Source organism: Pseudanabaena sp. UWO310 (assembly GCF_006861605.1).
In the GTDB taxonomy this organism is placed as follows: Bacteria; Cyanobacteriota; Cyanobacteriia; order Pseudanabaenales; family Pseudanabaenaceae; genus Pseudanabaena.
This window is the reverse complement of record NZ_SELU01000052.1, coordinates 22,839-39,623: the sequence shown is the minus strand read 5'-3', so window position 1 is coordinate 39,623 and position 16,785 is coordinate 22,839. Positions and strand designations below refer to the sequence as shown.

The following is a 16,785-nucleotide window of genomic DNA, read 5'->3' as shown; positions in this document are numbered from 1 at the left end:
GCTTCGCGCCGCCACTCTCTATTGGCTTGGATTTCCTGACTTAAGTGAGTATAGCTATATATTAAATAAAGATGAAAGAAATTGAACGCATTGAACACTTAGCCACGTTAATTAATCACTTAGCCGATACCAGCATTAATGAAAAAGAAAAAATTACCGCTTTAACTGAAGAAATCAATTTAATTGCAGGGCGTTGGCATACGATGGGACGCAGTGATAGTAGCCTCTATATTAGTGCGATTAAATTGGATGGTGATGGGACGCTTTTAAAGAAAGTGATAAAAGCCTATGTGAGTTCTCGTATTAATTATGTACAGGAAATCCGAGTTGGTAAGCAAGTTGACTTTGATTTCCATAACTATATTAATGACAGGTATTTCATTTTATCCGCCCTGATTGAGCATTGTGGCGAGTTTGCGTCATTAGCTATAGCTGAAATTAAGTCCATGCTCATAAGTGATGATCCAGAAATCGAATGGGTGGCATGTAATGCCCTCAAAGGAATGGGAGTAAAAGCTATAGAAGCGCTTCCTGAGATATTTAGCTTAATGCAAAAACGAGGAATCAATAAGCATCCTTATACAATGGGTGAAATATTAGTCCAACTTTCTAACATATTCCCTGAAATAATTACAGCGCTTAAGCTCCACTTATTTTCAGATAACACAAATCTGCTTCATGCTACCCTTTTTACCTGTTCGCTTATGGATGAAAAATCGGCATCATTATACGAACCTCTGATCGATATCGCTAAATCGAGAACAGAGAACACTAAGAGCTTGGCAATTTTAGCACTGGGTTCCACTGGTAAAAAAGATGAAGATTTATGTGAGCTTTTGCTAGAAAATGCAACTGCTGCCGAATGGTATATAAGAGGTAATGCCATAAACTCGATGGGTAAATTGCAAGTATCTCCTGAAAAAGCTGTACCTATAATCATTAAGGCATTAGACGATACCGAAGGACATGATTGGAATGTCCAAGAACGTGCGATCGCTGCTCTTGTTAACTATGGAAGTTTAGTAGGAAATTATGCAGTAGATGCTATTGCTAAACTTAAGGCAATAAGAAAAGCGCTAAAGGATGAACAGCAAGAAGGGTGGATTTGCCAAATTACAGATGTGAATGATGCATTAAAGAAAATACGGAGTGCATTATCCTAAAACTTTTTGTGAGCAAGTTGCTGTATGGTCAATAATCACAAATCTACAGAGGAAAATTTCACCTATGGAAGGTCAATATCCAAAACTCATAGTATTTTCGCAACATGGTATGAGTGACGGCAACTATACTATGCAGGTTCTAGCGAAAAAAGTTTCGCCTCCTCAATCTGTAATCATTGCCCCCTATCTAGGCTCATTACCATCCCTAATACCAGATAGATTTAAGTTTTCTATTGAAACCCACTTTGCGATCGAACCACTTATTCAAAAGGTAGCGCACTCAGCAGCACAAGCATTTCAAGATTATCCTGATATACCTGCTCGGATTATTGCTAAATCTCTCGGTGGAGTCATCTGGGTAGAAGTACTATCGCGCCATCCCGAATGGTGGCATCGCATTGAATCTTTAGTGCTTTTAGGTTCTCCCATTGGTGGGGCAGATCTGGCAAAAATAATCTATTCTTTAGGGCTTCGCATCGGTATGGCTAAGCATCTTAGAGCAGATAGGCGATACTTAGCCGAAAAAATTGCGGCTGTAATTCCAACATTAGTTGTCGCAGGGCATATTATCGGTGGTTGGGATTTAATGGTTACAGTTGAATCGACTAAGTTCAAACATGCCCATTTTGTTTGTTTAAATGGATTAAGCCACCCTGATCTCCGAACTCATCCTAGAGTGATCCAAGCAATACAAGAATTTTGGGCTAATCCCAGAGTGGTCTTATCAACTATATAAAACGCGATGTGCAACTAAGAATTAAGAAACAACCAAGTCTTCAAACTGCAAAACGCCATCAACCAAATGCAAATCGTCGTTTAGCGCATCCAATTGTTGAGCTAGCTTTTGTTGGAGCATTGCTTTGCACTGCCACAGATTAGCGGCTTGTCGAACAAAGGTGGTGCGACTTTTTAAGGCTGGAAACCATTATTTCTTTGACCAGTTCATCGACTTTGCAAAAGACAGCAATGATAAAATATTCCATAGAAAATATGATGCTCACCGCTAATGGCGTTAGTCCTATTTTCTAACACTTTCGGCTGTGAGTTTTTTTGCACTTTCTTAGTTGCACGTCACGTTTAATAACTACTCAAAAGCCAGACTTAGTAGGAATTGGAAATGCAAACACTGACAATCCCGACTCCAGTAACAGACAAAAAAATCTGGACAGATGCCGAACTAATGGCGCTAACCGATGGAAATTGCTATGAGCTTGTGCATGGAGAACTGGTTAATAGGGGAAACTCAGGTGCATTGCATGGATATACTTGCAGCCTTCTAGTCATGGCTTTAATGAATTACATTTTGCCTAGACAACTTGGCATTATTCTTGATTCTACCGCCTTTACCATGAAGAATGGCAACAAGCGATCGCCTGATATTTCCTTTGTATCCAAGGAAAAACTACAGGGACTTACTGAACTACCCGATGGCTTTTTAGATGGCTCACCCGATCTAGCGATCGAAGTTCTCTCTCCCAACAACACAATTTTCGAGATCGATCAAAAAATTGTGGAATATTTTGAGAATGGCTCACGCCTAGTTTGGGTAATTAATCTCAAATTACATTATGTCCTAGTCTATCGTTCTGCCCAAGAACCCGATCGCTTACTCAAACAATCCGATGACCTAGATGGTGAAGATGTTATTGAAGGTTTCACAATGCCATTATCGGAGCTATTTCAGAAGCTATCTTTTTGATTAGAATTGCGATCGCCTTGCTGGCTATTTCTGATGATGAATTTAGGCGATCGCAAGTTGGGAATGTCAAAAAAGTAATTCAAACCTAAAAATAAAATGTAAACAGAGGCTTAAAATACGATAAATTGGGACTAATTATAAAAATAAATCTGTATGTCTTATTACATTTCACCGCGCTTTTTGGATAAACTTGCTGTTCATTTAGCTAAAAACTTCATGAAATTGCCTAATGTGACAGTACCCTTAATTTTAGGAATTCATGGAGGAAAGGGTGAAGGTAAGTCTTTTCAATGCGAATTAGCATTTGAAAAATTGGGGATTGAGCCGATCAGAATGTCGGGTGGAGAGTTAGAGAGTCCTGACGCTGGCGATCCTGCGCGATTGATTAGAATGCGCTATCGGGAAGCAGCGGAGTTGGTCAAGGTAAGGGGCAAAATGTGTGCGCTTTTGATTAACGATCTTGATGCGGGAGCGGGTCGGGTTGATTCGACGACGCAGTATACGGTGAATACGCAGCTAGTTAATGCCACATTAATGAATATTGCGGACAATCCGACCAATGTGCAGTTGCCCGGGAGCTATGATAGCAATCCGATTCGGCGCGTACCGATTATTGTAACGGGAAACGATTTTTCGACCTTGTATGCGCCGTTGGTTCGGGATGGACGGATGGAGAAGTTTTTCTGGATGCCCGATCGCACCGATCGCATTGGTATTGTCAGCGGTATTTTTGCGCCCGATAATATTCCCCAATGGGAAATCGAGCGTCTGGTGGATATGTATCCCGATCGCTCGATTGATTTCTTTGGCTCGCTGCGATCCAGCCTATACGACGAGCAAGTACGGAAATTTGTCTACGATATTGGTCTAGAGCGTTTGTCCTTACGTTTGGTAAATAGCACGGAGGCTTTACCCGAATTTCGTCCACCTAGCTTTGATTTGAGAACTCTCAAAGAGGCAGGCGATCGCTTATTAGCTGAAGGCGATCGGGTCAGTCAACGCAAGCTCATCCAAGAATATATGCCCGTAGGCAATGTGAATTATTAAAACTAAAATGAGTTAACCTAAACTATTAAATTAAAAACTTCTTAAAGATCGAAGGTCAGTAATAATCGACTGAGAAATTTATATGCAGGTTAACTGGAAAAAATTAGCAACAGAAATCGGGGCAATTAATCAATATTCGGGTTATATGGGTTTGGAAGCACTCGAAATAATTCTCGGTGAGGATTTCTTTGCTCAAGCTGTTGAGTACAGCATGAGTTTAGAAGATGGTTGGTGTTTATCAGAAGGAGTTCTAAGAGTTCTTCGTCCTTTGGGCATGAAACATTGCTACAACATCTTTAAAAATAGCAATGACCTTGAAGATAGACAGCGTGCCGTATATCTGATGAAATATGTTTCTAATAGAGATGTTTTGAAGTATATACCTGAGTTCCTTGCCGATCCAGATGAGCAGATTCAACGAGCGATCGTTCAGATTCTAGATCAAATGCTATTTTGGGGTGAAATTGAACACGAAAATATAATTCCTATCTTGGAATCAGCAATAAATCATCCAAATGAAGAAGTAAGAAGATTTGCGATTGGAGAAGTACATGGTGAAACAATTCATGGCATGGATAGTTTTATTGAAAATCTTGCAGATGCTCTATGGGATGAACTATATGATTGGAAAAGACGTTTTAAATTTGAAACAATTCATGGATTTGATCTAAGCTGTTTGCCTTGGGCTGGTCAAATAAAATTGAGCTTTCTGACATCTCAAGAGGATTTTGAGTTGTCTGACGCATATAGTGATGAATGTGAATGGTATTTCAATACATGGAGATTAGGGGATTTGCCCTGGGATGGATACAAAATAGAGTCCGTGAAAAAGTGGATGAAGATGGAATATGAGAAATCTGGGATGTCATTACAATGTTTAGAGCTATTCCTTAATGCTTGTGCAACAGCCGTAAAATCATATGCAGTTCAAAATATATTGCAAGAATATAATCTTTCGCAAGATTTTCAAGTGACTATTTTTAACTTTAACGCAGCTAAACCTTGGAAAAATTATTACAAAGTCTAGGCAAAATGGATAATGCCATTACTATCGACACAGAAATTTAACATGGCAAACCAGTACTGAAAGGCACACGCATTCCCGTAGCAATTATTATTGGTTTCCTCGCTGGAGGCATGAGCTAGGAAGAAGTTATCCAAAAATATGCAGTTATTCAACATCAGATCCTTGCTAAGTAGCTAGGCATAAGTAAACTTAAAGCCCAGAAGAGCATACCGCCCGCTGTGCGGGCGGTATGCTCTTCTGGTTTTGGTTTTTAATTATGCCTAACTACTTAGTAATTTCTATTGGCAAGCCTTGGTGCTGGATTGCGGAATAGATATTGAATTTCCTTTTGGCGATCGCGGGCAGGTTCGGGACCATAGCCCCATAGACTCTTGTAATAAAAGAAGGCGATCCCTAAACCACGCTCTTGGGCGGTAATAACTTGAGAGTAAACCTGTGACATCGGTACGTTACTGTGGCGCAGTCCTGAGAGAATACCAATGCCTGTAGAGATTTTATTTTGGACTTCGGCAATTTCGGGCAGATTAATTTGAGCGCGAAAGTCCTCTAAATCATTGCGATAGACCTGCACGATCAATTCATCGACAATGTTTTGGCGCACCCAGCCTAGCCAATCTTGCAGTTGTTGCTTGTAGGCAAAATCGTAATAGTTAGGAGATACGGAGAAAATTACGTTAGGCTTTCTTTGCTTCACCGCTTTGTTTAGTTTTGCCATAAAAGCCGAGATCTTGTTGGCTCGCCAGCGTACCCAATCAGGATCGTTCACATTTGCGGGAGCCTCCTCTTTCATCTCTTGGCGATAGAGGTTCAGGGTATAGCGATCGTAGCCAAAGGTCTTTGGCAGACTGGTATGGTCGTCAAATTGAATCCCATCTAGATCGTAATTTGAGACGGCTTCGAGGACTAATTCTGTTAGAAACTTCTGTACTTCTGGATGGAAAGGGTTGAGCCATGCTACTTCCCCAGCAGCGGATACGGATGTTTTATCCCCATCTCGCTCTTGGGTTAGCCAATCGGGATGGATTGTCGCTAATTCTGAAGTGGGCGGAGCCATGAAGCCAAACTCAAACCAAGGCATCACCAATAAATTGTTTTTATGCCCTTGAGCGATGATGTCAGCGACAATATCTTGTCCTTCCGAACCTTTATAGACAAAGGGCTGAATTCCCGCATCTCTAGCAACATTGCTGGGGAACATGGCATAGCCTGAGTTCCATACCACTGGGTAAATTGTATTGAAGTTTAATTTCTGGAGCTGTTTTAGGGCTTCCCCAAGTTGTTGGCGATCGCTAAACATGGAGAAGTCATTACTGGTCAACCATACGCCACGGATCTCTTGACGTTTGTCTATGGGCTGGACGATCGGTGGGGATGGAGGGATAACTGGCTTGCTAAGTGGAGGGATTTGGGGTTTTATTTGAGCGATCGCCAGATCGCTACCCAGCCATGCGGGGACAAGACTATGCAAAATTAAGGTAAAGGAAAAGGTCACTCCAAAAAGAAATGACAAAAAACGCTTGCGCGATCGCAACATTTGTTTAAAGCTTGGTTGTTTAAAACTTGGTTTAAATGCATACCGCAGTTTGTACCGAAGATGATATTTTTGCCAATCTTGCAGCATTAAACTTGGCATAAGTTGCAGGAGTCGCATAGGTATAGATAATTAAACTAATTAAAATAAACTAAGTAGAAATACTGATTGCAATTCTCACTCTAAGTCTAGCCTTAACCATGCTTTTGACTGAATTGCGATCGAGCTACGGCAAAATTAGATTTATCGCAGTACCTATTCTGAGTTTGTTATGCAACTTGGTATAACGACAAGCGTCTTTTTGCCGAACCACATTAATATATTAACGATGTATTGGCGATGTACTGGCGATGTGCAGGCAATGTATTGGAGATATCTCAAAGTAGCTAATGGGCGTAATTAAATATAAAACCCTCAAACCTGCGGCTCACGCTGCGCCGCAGGTTTGAGAGCTGAATTTTAATTATGTTGAGGTACTTATACCAGTTCACGATACCAGTTCACGAAAGTGTGACAACACTGTTGTGAATTACAAACTAAACCTAGCAAGGGTTTTCAAGTTAAGAAATGGCTACGCCATTTCTTAACTTGGTATTAGGCGTAATTAAATATAAAGCCCCAAAAGCTGTAGCGTACGCGCAGCTTGCGCTACAGCTATCGAGTTTGTTGTTTTATCGCATGAGGAGTGCGTTGTAATGCTCAAGCAAAACCATCGTGCATGGGTAGAAGTCGATCTATCGGCAATTAAGCATAATGTTTATCAATTAAAGTCTTTACTGACCGCACCGACAGAGTTAATGGCGATCGTTAAGGCTGATGCCTACGGTCACGGAGCGATTGATGTCAGTCAAGCCGCAATCGAGGCGGGAGCCTCATGGCTGGGGGTTGCCACCATTCCTGAAGGGATACAGTTACGTAATGCAGGGATTACGGCTCCGATCGCCATTTTAGGGGCGACTAACGGTGTGGATGAGATCAAAGCGATCGCCGAATATCGGCTTCAGCCAACTATTTGCAATGCCAAACAAGCGCTGATTTACCATGAAGTCCTTTCCAATATTGGGGCGCAGATTCCCGTCCATCTCAAGATTGATACGGGGATGTCGCGGCTGGGGGTAAATTGGCAGGAGGCGATCGCCTTTATCAAACTCGTACAGCATTTACCAAATCTAGAAATTCTCAGCGTTTATTCCCACTTCGCCACTGCCGACGATCGCGATCTTACCTTCATGCAGTTACAGACCCAAAGGTTTCAGCAGGTCATTGCCGAGCTTCAGGCGGAAGGTATCGATCCGCCCCATATTCATATTTGTAACACCGCCGCGATGTTATGCGATCGCCAAATTCACTACGACATTGTGAGAACTGGTTTGGGGATTTATGGACTTTATCCCGCGCCCCATCTTCAAAATCTGGTGGATTTGCGCCCAGCACTTACGGTCAAGGCGCGTATTACCCAAGTAAAAGAAATCACGGCGGGAACGAGTGTGAGTTATGGTCGTTCGTTCATTGCCAAGGCGGACATGAAAATGGCAACGGTAGCGATCGGTTATGCCGATGGGATTCCCCGTGGTTTATCCAATCGCCTTCATGTTTCGGTCAAGGGGCAAAAGGTTGCGCAGATCGGCACGATTACGATGGATCAATGTGCGATCGATGTAACCCATATACCTGATGTTAACGTTGGCGATGTGGTGACATTTTTAGGTGGGGCATCGGGAAATACTGCCGATGATTGGGCGGAGCTATTAGGCACGATTTCATGGGAAATTCTCTGTGGATTTAAGCACCGCTTGCCCAGAATCAATGTTGTAAATGCGATCAGCGATCGGCAAGAGATCTTATTAGAAATTTAACTAATCCCTATTCCAAAAATGGCATTGCCATTTTCGGAATCTCAAAACCTTACTGGGCTTGGTGTTTACTTCATATAGCTGCCGCCAACTGTATCAGGACATAAAGCCCCAGAGAGAGTTGCCGCGCTCCGCGCGGCAACTCTCTCTGGGGCTTTGATTTTGTCCTAACAAAATTGGCGGCAGCTATAAAAGTGTTGTCACACTTTCGTGAATCAGTAATAAGAACATAAAAGACCAAAGATGAGTGGCAGCGCTTCGCGCTGCCACTCATCTTTGGTCTTTTATGTCCTAAACAAACCTTACGTTGCTATAAATGAGGAATTAGGTGACACCATGTAACACTTGACTCTTTTTTCTAGTCTGTCTAATTACTTAGGTGTTTTGGCTATTTGGTAATGGGTAATAAGCTCTTATAAGTATCTCAGCATAATTAAAATCCCGATCTAAAACCTGCGGCGCACGCTGTGCTTGCACCGCAGATTTTAGATCGGGATTTTAATTAAATGCACTTACTTAAAGGTTAAATTTCAATTAACAAAACTCTTCGTTGTATAGCCTTTATTTTTGTGAGTGTAAATTTTTATCTCAGTATTCAATATTCTTTCTGAATTTTAATGTATTTTTGATTATCTGAGACTAAGTCTATATCATGGTTGAAACTTTGAAAAACTATACAAAGCTAAAATAATATTGCTGAAAATGATGTTGCTAAAAATAAACAGATTGGATAAAATTGACATGTTTATTTCTCCGCGATTTATAAAATACAGTTTCTAATAAGTCTGGCATTTCTCGGCTGTTTTATACTTTTTTGATAAGGATAAATGTGTCATCCATAAAACCTTAGATGAACGAACGAATGTGCGCTCAAAATTCATATATACAGGAAATGGTGGATCGAGTGATCCCATTGCCAGAATTAGCAAAAAAAGACATATGCCAAAACTCAATTGAATTGAGGGGGATATCGCAAAACAATTGTTTAGACTTTTGGCATTTATGGCAATTGCATCAAAGTTACTTATACAACTGTTGTTTAAAGTGGATGGGGGGCAACTTCACTGATGCTGAGGATGTCTTAAGTCAGGCTATGCTCAAAGCCTGTCATGAATGGCCAAAGTATGTAACTAAGGTAAAACATCCTAAAGCTTGGTTAAGTCGTCTGATCCATAATTTCTGTATAGATATTCTCCGAAAGCGTCGAAATGAGTCAACAAGAATTGAAAATATCGAGAAGATTAAATCAAAGGAGAATCTATCCTTACATTATACAGGTGCTATGCCTGAATCTAATCTTTTAAACTTAGAGTTGTGGAGATATATCGAGCACAAAATTAGATTGTTGCCTAAGGGTTTGGGGATTTATTTTATCCTGCATTACTATCAAGAAAAGTCCTACAAGGATATAGCTAAGCAACTACTTGTCTCTGAAGATAATGCTCGTAAATCTGTTAAAAAAGCTCAAAGAATCCTTCAAAAGTATTTAAATAAATATCTGGCTGGTGAGGATGATACTTCTATAGATTTCCTTCCATTATCTATGGATTTAGCAGATTATATGGATATGCAGTCATTGTCTTCCTGCGATTGGGAATTAACAATTGTAATCAATAATTATCAAGAAGAAATCAACTATAACTCTACTGTCGTATGTCAGGAAGAATTACCGCATCATTGGTACAGCTCAATCAGTCTTCTGGGTTGGAGTTAAATTTTTACATTGACTTAAAAGAAAAAATAACTAGAAAAGATCAAAAATTTATTTCCCTGCAAAAATACGTCCAAAAGCATCCCCAAGGCTGGAAGAAGAGATTGGAATTTGCAGATTTACTCTTTCAAATGGGCAATTGGCAACAGGCGATCGCGGAATATCAGCAAGTAATTGCCGTGCAACCGCAATTACTGAATGTGTGGCTGCAACTAGGGAGAATCTTACGATTGATGCGCTTAAAAGCAGATGCCGTGGAGATATATCAAAAAGCTTTATTGCGGTCTGAGAAACAAGGAACTCAAGAGCATATTCATGGGTTAATAGCTGTCTGTCGCGATCAAAGTCATAGGGCTATTGAGTCCTTTACCTTGGCAGCAGTTATCGAGCCTGACAATATCGCCCATTGGATGGCGTTAGCAGAGGTGTATTGGCAAAGGGAGAATCCTTTGGGTGTTTTAAACGCCTTAGAAAAGGTTGACGCGATCGCCCCCAATGATTTTCTTGCATTACTTGCATTAATTTATATCTATGATGCCTTGATCGCTCTTGGTGATTTTTCTGTTGCGAGGGATAAACTCAGTAGGGCGATCGCGATCGCTCCCGATGACATACGCACGATCCAGCGTCAAATCGACCGACGTTGTCAGATGCGACTGGTGTCTGGGCAAGAGGGAAAACTGACCAAAAAAATGCTTACCTCTTTACTGAAACGGTCACCTCATAGTGCAGATGCGCAAAAATCGCTGGCTTACTATCATATTTTGCGAGGGGACTGGCAGTTAGGGGTAAAGGTGTTAGCAGACTTGACTGCCCAATATCCCAATTATCCCCATGCTTGGTATTACTACGGTAAATGTCTATTTGAGACTGGCGAATACGAACAGGCGATCGCTGCTATGGGGCGAGCCTATCATCTATACCCCCATGATTGCGAAATTTATCTTGGGCTGTGCGAGATGTTAGCGACTGCCAAACAATTGCAGGACTTACAGCCCTTAATAGAAGAAATGCTGCTGCGGTTTCCCGATCGGTGGCGAGTATGGGCGACTGCGGGGCGTATCTTCGTAGAGTCTTTGGAACAGAAAGAAAGAGGCTGTATTGTCTCCCAGCAAGCGATCGCCCTTGCTCCACAGTTAGCCGATCCTTGGATTCTGCACGGCCGCGTATTGGCTTTGGCGGGGAAACATCCAGCAGCCATCCACGCGCTTGAGCAGGGGAAAGCACTTTTGCGCATTGGCGGTTTGCAATTGATCCCAGTTGCTTTATGGCTGGGAGATAGCTATTCATTATCATCATTATCAGATAGGGACGATCGTGCGATCGCGATTTCGACAGCAAATAATTATTGGCAAGCTGCTTGTCAAGGGTGTCGGGATCTGCAAGAGCATGATCCTGCAATGACTTCGTACTGGCTTGGAAAAGCTTTAACTAATTTAGGCGATCGCTTAGGGGGCATACAGGCCTATGAGAAGGCCTTGAAATGCCAATTACTGTATCCAATTCGTGGAGAGGTAGAAATGCTTTTGCGACAACTCAAAGGCAAAAAATTAGAGCGACGAGTCTAAACGTCAATCCTAAAGAGTTGGGAAACAAGTAGAAAAAACGTGGCTAACTCGAAAAATTCCTGATTTCGATCAGTTAAACGTCTAAATAATTGTGGTCATAAAAACCACAGATCTGAAAATAACTTTACGAACAAAGAATATTCAGGAGAATTTGTGAAGAAATTAGCTGCAATTTTGGCTGCGCTTCTTAGTTTTGTTTTGTGCCTAGGTGGGGTAAGCCCAGCTTATGCTCAACAAGCTACCCAGCCTGCATCTCGCGGGATAACCACTTTTTATGTTACTCCCGAACAACAGGCTGAAGGAGTTAAGGTATATCGCGATATCTTGCAATATGATGTGGCGATTCCCAATCTCGACCTCAGTGCGCTCCTTCCTGAAAATTTAAGTGATTTCCCAGCCGCTTATAAGCAAGTACTAGAAGCTTCACGGCAGAAAAACGGCATTAATGGCTCGTTTACTCAGGGTTGGTTTGATTTCCAAGGGGCAAGAGCCGTAATCCCAGGAACGAATACCCTTTTCACCATTGACGCTCCTGTGCAAGGCCGAGTCTACAGTGTTGTTGCGGGGCTGCCTGCATCTCAATGCCCTGTCAAAATTGCAAAGACCTCGATCTCTTTCTTTGACAAAGTTGCAGATGCTGAAGCCAAGGCAAAGGAATTAGCTGCTCAGAAATATTTAGTCTATGTTTCTCCTGTAGACAGTCTTACCATCGACGCATTTTCGCAAATTTTTTACGATCAAACTACTGGTAAGAAAAAGACTGATTCCAACTGCTTCTTAGTTTCTGGAGCCACTGAAGACGTTAAAACCGATTTCACGAAGATCTTTAATTTGCTTCCTCCAGCATTACAGCAACCAGCAAGGCAACAGCCATTTGAGTTCGATCCTAGAGTTGGAGATTCAATTTTTCTTGTCAATGCAAGAAAGGATATTACTCGTTCTCCCCTCCCCCCAAAAAAGCAATAAACTAAAAACCTAAAATCTATTGCTGCCTATTGCAACTTCTAAATTGTAATAGGCAGCAATAACTATGGTCTTATTCTTAAACTATAGGATTTATGCCAATTCCAAAAATGGCAACGCCATTTTTGGAATCTCAAACCCTTACTGGTTTTGTTTTTTAATTCACTGAAGTGAGCCAACACTTCAGTGAATTGGCATTACGTATTTACTTGAAAATTGTGGAATGGAATTAATTTTTTACTGGTAATTAACGTAAGCAGTTTATTTATGAAATTTCAACCTATTGCCCATAGCTGGGCGGCGCTACACCCAAAACCAAAGGGAGTCATTCAATTTATTGGAGGCGCATTCTTCGGTACGTTTTTCCCAATGTTTTTCTATCGTTCTCTGCTTCGGGGGCTATTTGAGGATGGCTATACCATAGTTGTCTTACCATTCAACTTTACTTTTGATCACTATACTGAAGCTGGTTTTTTAATCAAAGAGCAGTATGAAATCATGCCAGAGCTAGTCAGAATCGCCATAGCCTACGGATATGACTATGCAGCTTACCTCAGCGATCGCAACTTTGCTTGGCTTGGGCATAGTATTGGTTGCAAATATATTGCTCTTTTGGAAGCATTTAGTGCCTTACCTTCCATTGATAACCCGCAAGAGTTGAAAAAACTGATTGGACGGATAGTTAGAGAAACAGCAAACAAAAAAGATTCTCCAGCAAAGCTCGATCGCAAGATTGATTATATTTTTGATGGTCTTTTAAGCTTGACTAATGAGCTAAAGCGAAAGAGTAAAGAGGCTAAAGCATTAATTGCCGATTACGTTGAACGAGCTACTAATGCCAAGCAGTCAAAAAATCTTGTCGAAATCAGCAGCCTCTTTATCAAGAACCAACCTTCTTTACTACTCGCTCCCGTAAATACGGGGCTTGATAGTGCTATTCCTAAGCCTTTAGCCACCGTATTGATTAATTTAGGAATAAATGTCAATCCCACGCCAGAACAAACCTATGCCCTGATCAAGTCTGGCAATTTATTCAAACTCTTAGGGATAGTTGCCTTCAAGACCGATAAAATTGCCTTATCAACATGTCTGTGGTTTGAGAAGGATTTTAAAAAGCCACCTAAGAATTTTCAAGAATATTTAATAGGCGGTCATTTAAGACCATTGGGTATGCAGTTGGTTAACGCTGTCATCAATTTTCCAGACTTCGGGGACAATATTCCTCTTGTTGAATCTATCCAAAAACGCGATATAAAATTTCAAATCCCCGTTAGTAAATTACATCAAAGGCTAGAAAATAGGTAGGAAGTATAGCTGTCGCCCAGTGTACTAGGACATGAAACCCAAGAATGAATTGGCGGCGCGAAGCGCCGTCAATTTATTCTTGGGTTTTGATTTGTCCTAATTTAAGTGACTGTAGCTATAGCTCAGCATAATTAATACCAAATCACAAAATGGCGTAGCCATTTTGTGATTTTAAAACCCTTACTGGGTTTGGTTTTCAATTACCAAAAGTGTAGCCACACTTTTGGTAATTGGTATAAAAAACAAAACCAGAGAGTATCGCCCACTTAGCGGGCGGCGCTCTCTGGTTTTATAGCAATTATCGATCAAACGAATCGCAAGGAAATCCTTGGTTTGGGTTTGAGAGCAAAGTGCTGTAAGTTTACTTTTGCCTAAAGTCCCAAATATGTTGATTACAGGATTGCTTACATAGGTAATTACATAGGTAAAATATTAGCTATAAGCAATGACTTTGGGGCATATACGCTTTCTATGACTGACAAAGAACAAATGAGCCTGTTCGATCTAACTCCATCGGAGGTTCCTTTGCTTGAGCTTCCCCATGCAGAGGTGACGACTGAGGTGACAACGGTAAAAAAAACTCCCCGTTCTGCTAAAAGCCCAGTTCCTGAAGCTATAGCGTACGAGCAGTTTGACAGTCTCGAAGCATTGCGCGAAGCAGCTTGTAATTGCCAAAAATGTCCGCTTGCCACAACGCGCACCAATGTCGTTGTCGAAAGAGGCGATCGCCATGCCAAAATTCTCATCATCGGCGAAGCTCCTGGGGAGCAGGAGGATTTATCTGGATTGCCCTTTGTTGGCAAATCAGGACAGCTTTTAGACAAAATCTTAGAATCTGTGGGATTTGACACGACTAAAGATGTCTATATTTGTAATACCGTCAAATGCCGTCCGCCCAATAATCGCGTTCCTACCCCATTAGAAACAACTACTTGCAAGCCCTATTTACTAGAACAGATTCGACTGATTGATCCTAAGATCATTTTGCTTACTGGGGCGACTTCCCTAAAATCAATATTGGCGGAAAAGCTATCAATTACTAAAGTGCGCGGTCAATGGTACGAGTGGGAAGGACGTTTGGTCATGCCCATATTCCACCCCTCCTATCTATTGCGCAATCAAAGTCGCGAGCAAGGTAGTCCGAAGTGGTTAACATGGCAAGATATTAAAGCGATCAAAGCTAAGTACCTAGAGGTCATTGGGGGCGATCGCGCAATTGATGATAGCGAGGAATTTTAGTGAGTACGGCAAGAAAAGATTTAGAAGAAATGGTGGATGTGGCGCTGTGGGAATGGCTATCTCCCCATGCGGCAAGGGCGAGGGTGATTTTAGTTGGGGCAAAGTTGGATCTAGTCGATGTGGGAATAGCTCTAACCGAAGATAATACGCAGTTAGTCCAGTCTTGGATCGAGGATGGATGGTTACGCCATCCCACTGCCGAAGAGCTGAGCTCTTGGAATGCTAACCAAGAACAAGAATTTACGAGTTTGGTCGTACCACCCTTTGTCCTTGTGAGAATTGACGCATAGCGTAGATGCTAGCTACCCCAAAAGATGAGTGGCGGCGCTTCGCGCCGCCACTCATCTTTTGGGGTAAGCTTAGCGACAGCTAGATGCGCTAACGAAGAGCTGTAAAAATCTATAAAAATCCATAAAAAAGAGGGAGTAGTAATTACTACTCCCTCTTTTTTATATTAACCAAAAGAAAAAGCCTAGGTTACTTTCCCTGTTTCGTTCCTAGGCTTTTTCTTTTGTTCGCTCCTCACACCTCTATACTATACATCCATCTTTTAAAAATGTCTACTAGATTGTTGTAAAATTGAGGGCTTTTTCATAAGCCTTTTGGCTGATATTTACTTCTTACGGGCGATCGCCATCCTTTCAGGGGTGTCGCAGGGATTCTTTCTAGGCGTTATCCCAATTCCCAAAATGGCAACGCCATTTTGGGAATCTCAAAACCTTATACCAATTTCCAAAAGTGTGGCTACACTTTCGGAAATTGAAAACCAAACCCAGTAATACCAAAACACAAAATGGCGTAGCCATTTTGTGTTTTGGTATTACTGGGTTTTCAAGTTAAGAAATGGCAACGCCATTTCTTAACTTGGTATTAAAGATATTTCGACCAGATATCGATCGCTTCTTGGGAGCCGTACCATTTCCCCGATCTTGCTGAATGATAAACCCCATCAATTTCAATATTTGTAGCCCCCTTTAAATAGGCTGCTTCAAGGGGAATGATGCCATCGCCCCAAGCATCTCCTTGCCCCGTGGTAAGTTCATAGCTGCTATAGGCTAGCCATTTTTGCGGTGAAGACTTTGTGCCTCGGACAGATTTCCCTGCGACGCAGATATATTCAATATCGTCATAAAAAGCATCGGGATAATTGTCATTGACAAATCCTAAATTTCTGAGCGACCAAGGTTCAAGGCTGCGCTGGGGGGTTCCCAGACAGACGAGTTTGGCAACCTTAGATCGTGCATCCCAAACCTTGTCATAGTAGGGGCGATCGCCTAGATAAATGCGCGATAGCCATCCTCCTGCTGAATGGGCAATGATATTGACTTTAGATGCACCCGATCTCTCTAATTCTAAGTTTACGGTTCGATCTAGTTTTTCTAAAATGGGGGCAATGGATCGCCCGCCTACAGTCGGAACCCATTCCCACCACTTTAAAGGAACTACCGTCGCCGCTATATTTTGCTTGGCTAATTTCTCAGCGATCGGGATGTAGTCGGTGGCTCCCGCTAGATAACCTGCCAGAATGATATTGGGATTGGACATATAGAAATGTTCGTTGTCGAATTTATCAAGGGCGTAAAAACCAAAGCCAAACCTTAAACCTATAGCGCACGCACAGCGTGCGCTATAGGTTTAAGGTTTTTATATTTAATTGCGCCCATTTACTTAGGTTTAGT

At 41.7% G+C, this 16,785-nt stretch carries 14 protein-coding genes and 3 pseudogenes; 14 read left to right on the top strand and 3 right to left on the bottom strand.

Annotated elements, in window-relative coordinates; all coding sequences use genetic code 11:
* Positions 1-71: 71 nt before the first annotated feature.
* Together PseudUWO310_RS16490 and PseudUWO310_RS16485 are read left to right on the top strand one after the other, a co-directional pair.
* Entirely contained in the window at positions 72-1,163 is a 1,092-nt protein-coding gene (locus PseudUWO310_RS16490) for a HEAT repeat domain-containing protein (protein ID WP_142603181.1), read from the top strand.
* Between the two features lie 64 nt (positions 1,164-1,227).
* The gene (locus PseudUWO310_RS16485; protein ID WP_142603179.1) at positions 1,228-1,899 is read left to right on the top strand and encodes an alpha/beta fold hydrolase; all 672 of its coding nucleotides are present in this window, start codon (positions 1,228-1,230) and stop codon (positions 1,897-1,899) included.
* Positions 1,900-1,950: 51 nt separating this feature from the next.
* On the opposite strand, the pseudogene PseudUWO310_RS23375 reads toward PseudUWO310_RS16485, so the two are convergent.
* A pseudogene (locus PseudUWO310_RS23375) lies at positions 1,951-2,085 on the bottom strand (IS982 family transposase); the annotation flags it as partial.
* Positions 2,086-2,280: 195 nt separating this feature from the next.
* Here PseudUWO310_RS23375 and PseudUWO310_RS16480 point away from each other — a divergent pair.
* From PseudUWO310_RS16480 to PseudUWO310_RS23980, 4 genes and pseudogenes are all read left to right on the top strand, one after another.
* A complete protein-coding gene (locus PseudUWO310_RS16480; protein WP_142603177.1) occupies positions 2,281-2,862 on the top strand; it encodes a Uma2 family endonuclease in 582 nt (193 codons plus the stop codon).
* 153 nt (positions 2,863-3,015) lie between these two features.
* Positions 3,016-3,882: pseudogene (locus tag PseudUWO310_RS16475) on the top strand (AAA family ATPase); the annotation flags it as partial.
* 109 nt (positions 3,883-3,991) lie between these two features.
* A complete protein-coding gene (locus PseudUWO310_RS16470) occupies positions 3,992-4,936 on the top strand; it encodes a HEAT repeat domain-containing protein (RefSeq protein WP_142603174.1) in 945 nt (314 codons plus the stop codon).
* 50 nt (positions 4,937-4,986) lie between these two features.
* Positions 4,987-5,055: pseudogene (locus PseudUWO310_RS23980) on the top strand (DUF433 domain-containing protein); the annotation flags it as partial.
* 149 nt (positions 5,056-5,204) lie between these two features.
* Here the strand turns inward: PseudUWO310_RS23980 and PseudUWO310_RS16460 are convergent.
* Positions 5,205-6,587, bottom strand: a complete 1,383-nt coding sequence (locus PseudUWO310_RS16460; protein WP_190316057.1) for a family 10 glycosylhydrolase — start codon at positions 6,585-6,587, stop codon at positions 5,205-5,207.
* Between the two features lie 575 nt (positions 6,588-7,162).
* Between PseudUWO310_RS16460 and alr the strand changes: the two genes are divergently transcribed.
* The 8 genes from alr (at position 7,163) to PseudUWO310_RS23010 (ending at position 15,885) form a co-directional block, all read left to right on the top strand.
* Positions 7,163-8,323: an alanine racemase gene (alr, locus tag PseudUWO310_RS16455; protein ID WP_142603172.1), complete on the top strand. Its 1,161-nt coding sequence runs from the start codon at positions 7,163-7,165 to the stop codon at positions 8,321-8,323.
* An 847-nt stretch (positions 8,324-9,170) separates the two neighbouring features.
* Positions 9,171-10,034 (top strand): RNA polymerase sigma factor, encoded by an 864-nt coding sequence (locus PseudUWO310_RS16450; RefSeq protein ID WP_142603170.1) that lies wholly within the window; start codon positions 9,171-9,173, stop codon positions 10,032-10,034.
* Positions 9,974-11,599, top strand: a complete 1,626-nt coding sequence (locus PseudUWO310_RS16445) for a tetratricopeptide repeat protein (RefSeq protein ID WP_142603167.1) — start codon at positions 9,974-9,976, stop codon at positions 11,597-11,599. The genes PseudUWO310_RS16450 and PseudUWO310_RS16445 overlap by 61 nt, the downstream gene beginning before the upstream one ends.
* Positions 11,600-11,752: 153 nt before the next feature.
* Positions 11,753-12,565 (top strand): hypothetical protein, encoded by an 813-nt coding sequence (locus PseudUWO310_RS16440; protein WP_142603166.1) that lies wholly within the window; start codon positions 11,753-11,755, stop codon positions 12,563-12,565.
* 264 nt (positions 12,566-12,829) lie between these two features.
* Positions 12,830-13,867 carry a DUF1350 family protein gene (locus PseudUWO310_RS16435; protein ID WP_142603164.1) on the top strand — a complete coding sequence of 346 codons (1,038 nt, stop codon included), beginning with the start codon at positions 12,830-12,832 and terminating at the stop codon, positions 13,865-13,867.
* A gap of 471 nt (positions 13,868-14,338) precedes the next feature.
* The gene (locus PseudUWO310_RS16430) at positions 14,339-15,106 is read left to right on the top strand and encodes a uracil-DNA glycosylase family protein (protein ID WP_142603162.1); all 768 of its coding nucleotides are present in this window, start codon (positions 14,339-14,341) and stop codon (positions 15,104-15,106) included.
* A complete protein-coding gene (locus PseudUWO310_RS16425) occupies positions 15,106-15,396 on the top strand; it encodes a DUF2288 domain-containing protein (protein WP_009625025.1) in 291 nt (96 codons plus the stop codon). The genes PseudUWO310_RS16430 and PseudUWO310_RS16425 overlap by 1 nt, the downstream gene beginning before the upstream one ends.
* A gap of 312 nt (positions 15,397-15,708) precedes the next feature.
* Positions 15,709-15,885, top strand: a complete 177-nt coding sequence (locus tag PseudUWO310_RS23010) for a hypothetical protein (protein WP_190316056.1) — start codon at positions 15,709-15,711, stop codon at positions 15,883-15,885.
* Positions 15,886-15,976: 91 nt separating this feature from the next.
* Here the strand turns inward: PseudUWO310_RS23010 and PseudUWO310_RS16420 are convergent, their stop codons facing one another.
* A complete protein-coding gene (locus tag PseudUWO310_RS16420) occupies positions 15,977-16,651 on the bottom strand; it encodes an esterase/lipase family protein (protein ID WP_142603160.1) in 675 nt (224 codons plus the stop codon).
* Positions 16,652-16,785 lie beyond the last annotated feature (134 nt).

What these genes read in the sequence shown, in the direction of transcription:
- PseudUWO310_RS16490 (WP_142603181.1), top strand. Translation starts at nt 72, where the DNA reads ATGAAAGAAATTGAACGCATTGAACACTTAGCCACGTTAATTAATCAC.
- PseudUWO310_RS16485 (WP_142603179.1), top strand. Translation starts at nt 1,228, where the DNA reads ATGGAAGGTCAATATCCAAAACTCATAGTATTTTCGCAACATGGTATG.
- PseudUWO310_RS16480 (WP_142603177.1), top strand. Translation starts at nt 2,281, where the DNA reads ATGCAAACACTGACAATCCCGACTCCAGTAACAGACAAAAAAATCTGG.
- PseudUWO310_RS16470 (WP_142603174.1), top strand. Translation starts at nt 3,992, where the DNA reads ATGCAGGTTAACTGGAAAAAATTAGCAACAGAAATCGGGGCAATTAAT.
- PseudUWO310_RS16460 (WP_190316057.1), bottom strand. Translation starts at nt 6,587, where the DNA reads ATGCGACTCCTGCAACTTATGCCAAGTTTAATGCTGCAAGATTGGCAA.
- alr (WP_142603172.1), top strand. Translation starts at nt 7,163, where the DNA reads ATGCTCAAGCAAAACCATCGTGCATGGGTAGAAGTCGATCTATCGGCA.
- PseudUWO310_RS16450 (WP_142603170.1), top strand. Translation starts at nt 9,171, where the DNA reads ATGAACGAACGAATGTGCGCTCAAAATTCATATATACAGGAAATGGTG.
- PseudUWO310_RS16445 (WP_142603167.1), top strand. Translation starts at nt 9,974, where the DNA reads ATGTCAGGAAGAATTACCGCATCATTGGTACAGCTCAATCAGTCTTCT.
- PseudUWO310_RS16435 (WP_142603164.1), top strand. Translation starts at nt 12,830, where the DNA reads ATGAAATTTCAACCTATTGCCCATAGCTGGGCGGCGCTACACCCAAAA.
- PseudUWO310_RS16430 (WP_142603162.1), top strand. Translation starts at nt 14,339, where the DNA reads ATGACTGACAAAGAACAAATGAGCCTGTTCGATCTAACTCCATCGGAG.
- PseudUWO310_RS16420 (WP_142603160.1), bottom strand. Translation starts at nt 16,651, where the DNA reads ATGTCCAATCCCAATATCATTCTGGCAGGTTATCTAGCGGGAGCCACC.